A 7,653-nucleotide genomic window follows, 5' to 3' on the forward strand; every position below is an offset into this window, starting at 1 on the left:
GCCGCCGCTAACAAAGGGGCGACATCGACATAGCTGTGAATATCGTAAGGCCAGCCGTGCAGGAGAATTACCGGACGGCCATTTGCCGGACCAGCTTCAGCGTATCCGACATTTAGGACACCAGCATCGATCTGTTTCAGTGAGGTGAATGACATATTCGTTCCTGGCTTAATCGTGGGCAGATCTGCCGATTTTGGCTTGCTGGCTTGTGCGGCTGCAGAACCGAGCTTGCCGAGATGGGCGGCAGCAATGGTCATGGCTGCAGTACCCAAAAAGCGGCGGCGAAGATGGTTGATTTTTTCGGACATTTGTTAACCTCCTTGGTTTGAGCGTAGACTTCTTCGGACATTCATGTTTCTCCAAGCTGGTTCTATCGCGCACGAATGCTCAGCGGAAACCACAGGAGGTTAGCTTCGGGTGTGCTGCCCGACATCTCGGTGCCACGAAATTTTCTGAAACTCACGATGTTGGCTAACGCACCTTCGGTCTTCAAGGCGCGTAATGCGTAAAGACAAAGTCGCGATCTTTGACAATCGCGTGGCAGGAAAAGCAGCTGTTGACCGCCACGTTAGTGGGTTTGCCGTCGTTAAATTGAGCGAATCCCCAGCCGCCGGTCGAGGCGTATTTTCTTGAGTCCTTGACCATAAACTGAACCCCCTCCTTGGGGGAGCCAGCCACGAATGATTGGAAATCGCCAAAGGCTTTGTCGTTTTCCTCCGATGGGACGTAATTCCAGGCGAGTCGGGCAATGATTGTGCCGTCCGGGAACGGAAGTTTCTCTTGTCGGTATGCCTCGAGCGCTACGTCATTGCCCAATTTGGCGCGTATATCGTTGAGGCTACCTTTCTCGCGGGCCACGGAGATCAACGGCCAGTCGCGATATCCAGGGGGGATTTTGCCTCCGAAGACCGGGGCGGTCTGTCCATCAGCATGTCGAAATGGAGGAACTATGCAGACAACCACGCTGGTCAGCATTACAATTGCAACCAGCAATAAAGCGATCCGTCTCATATAGCGACGGCGATAATAGTTGATTTTTTCAGACATCGATCTTACTTCATTCGGCGATTGGGATTACTTCACAGCAGAGCTTGCTGCTTTAATAATCAGGTTGGCAACCTCTCTTGGATGAGAGATATAAGACAGATGGCTGGATTTGATCTCCGTTGTTTTAGCACCAATTCGCTTTGCTATGAATCGCTGAAGCTCAGAGTTAATAACACCATCTCCCTGAGTCACCAGATACCATGAAGGAATTGACTGCCATGCGGCGCTGTCTACTGCTTGAGCAAAAACCGCCTTAGCCGCATGCTTTTGCGTCGCTGCAAGCACTTGCGCCTTGACAGTTGGTATATCTTGAGCTAAGACCTCATGAAACTTCTTGCGATCGACATAGAGGAAGTCTGCTGTATCGGTAACAAGGGCTGTACTAATGAGGGGAGGAGGGTATTTGCCATTTAACTGGCTAATGCTTTCGTCTGGCTCTGGTGCAAAAGCAGAGACATAAATCAATGCTTTCACTTGCGGATTGTTGGCAGCTGCTGCTGTAATTACGTCTCCACCATAGGAGTGACCGACCACTACAACAGGTCCGTGTTGGGCATCAATCACTCGCTTAGTGGTGGCAATGTCATCCGGCAGAGAAATCAGCGGATTTTGCACAGCGGTCACTGTGTAGCTATCCTGTTGCAACAGCGAAATGACATGTTGCCATGATGTACCGTCAAAGAAGCCACCAGGAACTATAACAATGGAGGGTTTGGGGTGCGGCATTTGAGATACCTGTTGTGTAACAACAGATTCTGAACGATTTATCAATAAACTGACAACAACACTGCCGACGAGTAGCAAAACCAGTAAAATTCCTCGCACTTTTCTCAGTGTCAAAAACATAGCTAAGATAACCTCTGTGATAATTTGCTAAAAGGCAAAAAGTCGGGTCAGTCGGCGAGATTTAGGATGAAGCAATGCGGTGATGCTCTGGGTAATCTTTGAACTGCTCAAATTTCTGGTTTTCGGTTTGGCTTAAATGGAATTGTTTCTAGGGGCGATCGCGGCAATCAAGTCACTCAAATCGCTCGCGCAATCCTCTTCGTCTTTCAAAATCCCCTCAAAAAGACGACGACTGGCATCTGTGACAGGTTAAGGTTACTAACAATTTTTCAATAAGCAATAGTGCTTAAAATGATGTAAAAAACGGAGTATAAAATCCAATTTTTTAGAGAGCGATTGCCACGGTTTATTCTAGAAAATCCACGGAGGTTGACTTTGTTTGTGTAGTAGCAATTAAGAACATCGCTCAATTATTTCCAAACTTCTCATCCATGATTTAGGATGGCTATATTAGTGTTTGCATAAATTCAACATATACAATAAACCCTAAACTTGTCGTCCACTGAAAGTTGAAACTTTTATTCAATCAAGTGATTGATGAATGAGTCCATCTCAAAATCAAAGCTTGGCTCCAACTCAAGTTGGAATTCAAATTCCAACTTGAGTACTAATCCTGAAACTGACAATTCTTCAGATCCCCACACGCTCGCAGATTGAGTGCGTAGTGCTTGCGGCTTATCGTCTAAAGAACTCTCAAGCTTGTGTTAATAAAGTTGAAGGCTTTGTCATAAATACTCTTAGCGCTCGCTATTATTATTTAAGCTTTTGTAACCAGTGCCCGCTCCGAATTCGGAATTCGTAATTAAAAAAGTCATATCTGGTTGAGGTTTCGGAGTTTGAATGTGTTGCCGGATTTTAGAGAATTGGTAGGCGTTGTCGTTAGGATGCGGAGGGCAAAACAGTTTTTATGAACGGGTGGCATCTAAAATTATGGTTCTTAATTGGCAGCGCGTGGAGTGTGCTTTACTGTACTCAACAGAGCGCCGCTCAAATGATTCCCGATAATACACTGTCGGCTACAGAGCAAACGCAAGTTACAGGCAATCCCAACTTTCAGATAGACGGCGGAGCAAGGCGGGGGGGCAATCTCTTCCACAGCTTTCAGCAGTTTTCCATACCCACCGGAGGTTCTGCCTACTTCAACAATGCTGCTGACATTCAGAACATCCTAACACGAGTTACAGGTGGGTCAATTTTCAATATTAATGGATTAATCCGAGCCAACGGTACAGCAAACTTGTTCTTGCTCAATCCCAATGGTATTGTGTTTGATCCTAATGCGTCACTCAACATTGGCGGTTCGTTTGTTGCCAGTACTGCAGATCGTTCTGCTGGTTTAGTTGAATTACCGATTGAATTTGTAGATCGGTCGCGGTTGATTGCAACTGGCTGTCCCGCTAACGAAGGCAATTCTTTCGTCATCACTGGTCGGGGTGGTTTACCTCCCACTCCCGAACAACAATTAGACGATGACGCAGACTGGCTTGACCGAAGTCGGTTAACAGTTGCTTCCCTACCCCAAAATTCTTCCTCAGAAAATCCTTTACCTGCAAGGGCTTCTCCACCCCAGAGTCAACAAAGTTCTTCAACAGTGTTGGTAGAAGCGACCCGATGGCACATTAGCCCCACCGGAGAGATTGTACTTGTCGCCGATACGCCCGAAATAACAAAGCTGTATCCGTCAAATCAGTTACTCCCGAACCGCCAGAAGACTACCATTACAGGTAGGTAGGGCTATGCCGCACATTCGCCGTTGCAGGGCATAGCCCCACCTACAAAGTGAGTGGAATTTTAGAGCCCAAAGGGAGTAAGAACTTGTCAGGGGAGATCGTGAATTGCTTCAAAAAATCAGCACAACTATAGCGATTCTCACTTGAATGAAGTACAAATTTATCTGCGTTCGTCCGCTACAGGTTGCGGTTCCAAACTTTTTTATGTATTGCACTCAATTGAAAAGCGCTATAGATGAATGGGGGTCACTTGAACAAGCAAATTCATCAAAGAAAGTCCATATTGCACAACCTATTTTTAACAAGGGGATGGCTAACATTTCTTCGAGTCACTTTGGTAGGACTGATCTTTGCTATTAGTCTCCATGCCTCAATTGCTGTTGCGGTAGATAAAACTGGCAACTGGATCGGGGCAAATCATAAAAAGCAGCAGGAAGAAATTACCTCAAATTTCGTCGCTCCCTCTACGACTGCTTCACCTGCTCAACTCGTGGAACAAGCAGAAGCCCGTTATCAAGCAGGACAATATTCAGAAGCGATCGCTCTAGGGCAACAAGCCGCAACCATATATAATCGTATGGGGGATCGCCTCAATCAAGCCCTCGTGCTTAACTTTCTTGCCACTGCCTTTGAAGATCTCGGACAGTGGACTCAAGGAAATGAAGCGAGCGAGCGTGCGATTTCGCTGCTAAACACTCAAAATTCCGATCCCAATCCAGATACTTCATACGTTCTCGCCCAAGTCCTCACCGTGCGAGGAAAATTACAACTAGCTCAAGGTAAAGCATCAGACGCCTTGGAAACTTGGCAAAAAGCCGAAACGGCTTACAAAAAAGCCAACGATCCCAGTGGAATGCTTGGTAGCCAAATTAACCAAGCGAGAGCTTTACAAGCAGAGGGACTTTACAGACAAGCAACGACTCTTCTAACTCAAGTGGAACAATCCCTTCAAAAGCAGCCCGATTCGCGTCTTAAGGTAACTGGTTTGCGAAACCTTGGCAAAGTTTTGAGGCTAGTAGGCAACCTAGCAAAATCTCGGACTGTCTTAGAGCAAAGCTTAGCGATGGCTGAAAAACTCCGAGACAAAAAGCAAGTTCCCTCAAATCAATCTGCCTCAGATATCAGTGGCATTCTGATAAGTTTGGGAAATACTGCTCGTATCCAACAACAGACAGATACAGCTTTGATATATTATCACAAAGCAGTCACCACCGCTCCCTCACTCACAGCAAAAGCTCAAATTCAGCTCGTGCAGTTAAGCCTACTAGTTGAAACAAATCAATGGGCGGACACTCAAAAGTTGTTACCTCAAATTCAGTCGCAGCTAGCCGAGTTGCCACCGGGTCGTTTGGCTGCTTATGCTCGAATCAATTTGGCTCAAAGCTTAGTTAAGATGAAGAACAAAGCAGGAGTAACCATATCCTCTCATCTCCTCAGTACCTCCGTTCAAGAACTAGCCACAGCTGTTCAACAAGCCCGCACCCTGAAAGATCCTCGTACCGAATCCTATGCCCTTGGTACACTAGGAAGTCTGTATGAAAGCACCCATCAATGGGATAGCGCTAAAACCCTTACAGAACAAGCCCTCAGCTTGGCTCAGTCAGTTGATGCATCTGACATTTCCTATCAGTGGCATTGGCAGATAGGACGAATTTTTTGTCAAGGCACACAACAGTGTAACTCTACCGGAAATTTACAAAATGCAATCTCTGCGTATTCAGAAGCAGTCCAAACGCTGCAATCCCTTCGCAGCGATCTTGTCGCCGTCAATCAAGATGTACAGTTTTCATTTAGAGAAAACGTAGAACCTGTCTATCGACAGTTGGTTGAGCTTTTGCTCACCCCCCCATCTTCCCATTCGGCGAATGAACCGAGCCAAGTAAACCTCAGAAAAGCTCGCGAGGTCATTGAAGCATTGCAGTTGGCAGAACTCGATAACTACTTCCGAGAAGCGTGTATCAAGGCTAATCCCGTACAAATTGACCAGATCGATCCACAAGCTGCTGTCATTTACCCCATTATTTTGCCCAATAAGTTCGCTGTTATCCTGTCTTTACCTAACCAATCCTTGCGCTATCACCAGATACCTCTGGCTGAAGTAAAAGTGGAGCAAATTTTCAAGCAAATGCGCGAATCTCTAAGAGAGACAGCTTTTGTGGAAGATTGGTTGCCCGTAGCTCAAGAAGTTTATAATTTGCTTTTGCGTCCTCAAAAGTCTCAGATAGAGGCAAGTGGCGTCAAAACCCTCGTGTTTGTTCCAGATGGCTTGCTCCGCAATCTGCCAATGGCAACGCTTCACGATGGACAGCAGTATCTCGTCGAGAAGTATAGCATCGTACTAACGCCCGGTCTACAACTACTCGGACCCAAACCCTTAGAAGCTCAGCACTCTAGAGGATTATTAGCAGGTCTGAGTCAAGCGCGTGAGAATTTTTCAGCATTGCCGAATGTTGCGGTTGAGATTAACCAAATTGAAGCAGAAATTCCGGCGATGGTGCTTCTCGATCGCTCGTTTACCAATCAGACCTTTCAAAAGCGGGTTGATGGCACTCCTGTATCAATCGTCCACTTGGCAACCCACGGTCAGTTTAGTTCTAACATTGACGATACCTTTATCTTAACCTGGGATGGACGTATCAATGTCAAACAAATGAACCAACTGCTGCGTTCTAAAGAAGGAAAACTCAGCCCAATTGAATTGCTAGTCCTGAGCGCTTGTCAAACAGCAGTTGGCGATCGACGGGCGGCATTAGGAATGGCTGGTTTTGCCGTACAATCAGGAGCGCGAAGCACGGTTGCTTCTTTGTGGTCGGTTAGCGATCTTTCTACAGCATCACTGATGATTGAGTTCTACCATCAGTTAAGTAAACCGGGAGTTACGAAAGCCGAAGCTTTGCGTCGCGCTCAAGTTGCTTTGTTACACCAAGAAGATTATAGTTCTCCTTATTACTGGGCACCGTTTGTTCTCTTAGGAAATTGGCTGTAATTACAGCCATTTTCAGGTAAAAAGGTTGTAAAGGCTAATGTTAACTGAACGATATTAGGAAGTAGTCAGTCGATCGCGTTTTATTGATTTTCACTGTTTAACCGTTTCTTTATAATACTCTTACGAGAGTCATAAAAGAGCGTTAGATTTCCTTGATTGTGTATTCAATATTTGTCGAATTACTTCATAGCAGTGCTTGCTGCTTCAATTGAGATTGAGGCAGATCAAAACTAATCTGTCGGCGATATTCATCCATTGAAACAATAGAATTAAATTGAGTGCGTAGAGTTTGAGACATTGGTTTTACCTCAATTTTTTGATTGGCTTTCATGGGGTGTGGTTAATGCAAATGAAAATGGCTGTGAATTTCATTGAGAGTATTGCTGCGTTTACATGAGTTGAATATAGGCAATTGATGCTCACTTGTCGTCCACTCGGAGTTCACATTTCTTTCTAACAAACGATTGATGAAGCAATCCATCTCAAAATGGCGACCGGGCTCCAACTAAAGTTGGTATCCAAGTTCAAACCAAAGTACAGCTTACAAATTGACGCGATCATGCTAAATTACTTATATTGTGTGGTTTGATGCAGTCGATTCTTATATTCTGGCTTAAGCGCTTTTCAAATGAATCAGTCACAGTTTTGTGGATTGGGGGGTGGGGGGTAGTTAATGCAAATGAAAATGGCTGTAAGCGATCGCATCAGGAGCCGTCCTCTCCTGCTAATCGCAACAATGGTATGAGGGTAGCAAAATGAACCGATCGCACTTGAAAGCATGGATTTTGATAGGCAGTATTGTGAGTGGATTGCTCTATGTTCAGTCGCTCGCGGCTCAGGTGATTCCTGATGCGACGCTGCCTGCGGGGGAGCGCTCGCAAGTCACAGGTAATCCCAACGTGCAAATTGATGGCGGAGCCAGACGAGGCGGCAACCTGTTCCACAGCTTCAGTCAATTTTCGATTCCTACAGGTGGGTCTGCCTATTTCAACAATGCCGCTGACGTGCAGAACATTTTCAGCCGCGTCACAGGTGGGTCAGTCT

At 45.8% G+C, this 7,653-nt stretch carries 4 protein-coding genes and 2 pseudogenes; 3 read left to right on the forward strand and 3 right to left on the reverse strand.

Annotated elements, in window-relative coordinates:
- The 3 genes and pseudogenes from ACKTT2_RS01100 to ACKTT2_RS01110 form a co-directional block, all read right to left on the reverse strand.
- Positions 1 to 308 (reverse strand): annotated as a pseudogene (locus tag ACKTT2_RS01100) (hypothetical protein); the annotation flags it as partial.
- 181 nt (positions 309 to 489) lie between these two features.
- The gene (locus tag ACKTT2_RS01105) at positions 490 to 1,047 is read right to left on the reverse strand and encodes a cytochrome P460 family protein (protein WP_407883103.1); all 558 of its coding nucleotides are present in this window, start codon (positions 1,045 to 1,047) and stop codon (positions 490 to 492) included.
- Between the two features lie 27 nt (positions 1,048 to 1,074).
- Positions 1,075 to 1,893: an alpha/beta fold hydrolase gene (locus tag ACKTT2_RS01110; protein ID WP_407883105.1), complete on the reverse strand. Its 819-nt coding sequence runs from the start codon at positions 1,891 to 1,893 to the stop codon at positions 1,075 to 1,077.
- Between the two features lie 907 nt (positions 1,894 to 2,800).
- Between ACKTT2_RS01110 and ACKTT2_RS01115 the strand changes: the two are divergent.
- From ACKTT2_RS01115 to ACKTT2_RS01125, 3 genes and pseudogenes are all read left to right on the forward strand, one after another.
- Positions 2,801 to 3,217 (forward strand): annotated as a pseudogene (locus ACKTT2_RS01115) (filamentous hemagglutinin N-terminal domain-containing protein); the annotation flags it as partial.
- Positions 3,218 to 3,957: 740 nt separating this feature from the next.
- Positions 3,958 to 6,609, forward strand: coding sequence for a CHAT domain-containing protein (locus ACKTT2_RS01120; protein WP_407883107.1), 2,652 nt, complete (start codon positions 3,958 to 3,960; stop codon positions 6,607 to 6,609).
- A gap of 755 nt (positions 6,610 to 7,364) precedes the next feature.
- Positions 7,365 to 7,653, forward strand: a 289-nt coding sequence (locus ACKTT2_RS01125) for a two-partner secretion domain-containing protein (RefSeq protein ID WP_407883109.1), incomplete at its 3' end; no start/stop codon positions are given.

It is taken from the genome of Scytonema hankhaensis NUACC26 (assembly GCF_045865695.1).
Lineage (GTDB): Bacteria > Cyanobacteriota > Cyanobacteriia > Cyanobacteriales > Nostocaceae > Scytonema.

What these genes read in the sequence shown, in the direction of transcription:
- ACKTT2_RS01105 (WP_407883103.1), bottom strand. Translation starts at nt 1,047, where the DNA reads ATGTCTGAAAAAATCAACTATTATCGCCGTCGCTATATGAGACGGATC.
- ACKTT2_RS01110 (WP_407883105.1), bottom strand. Translation starts at nt 1,893, where the DNA reads ATGTTTTTGACACTGAGAAAAGTGCGAGGAATTTTACTGGTTTTGCTA.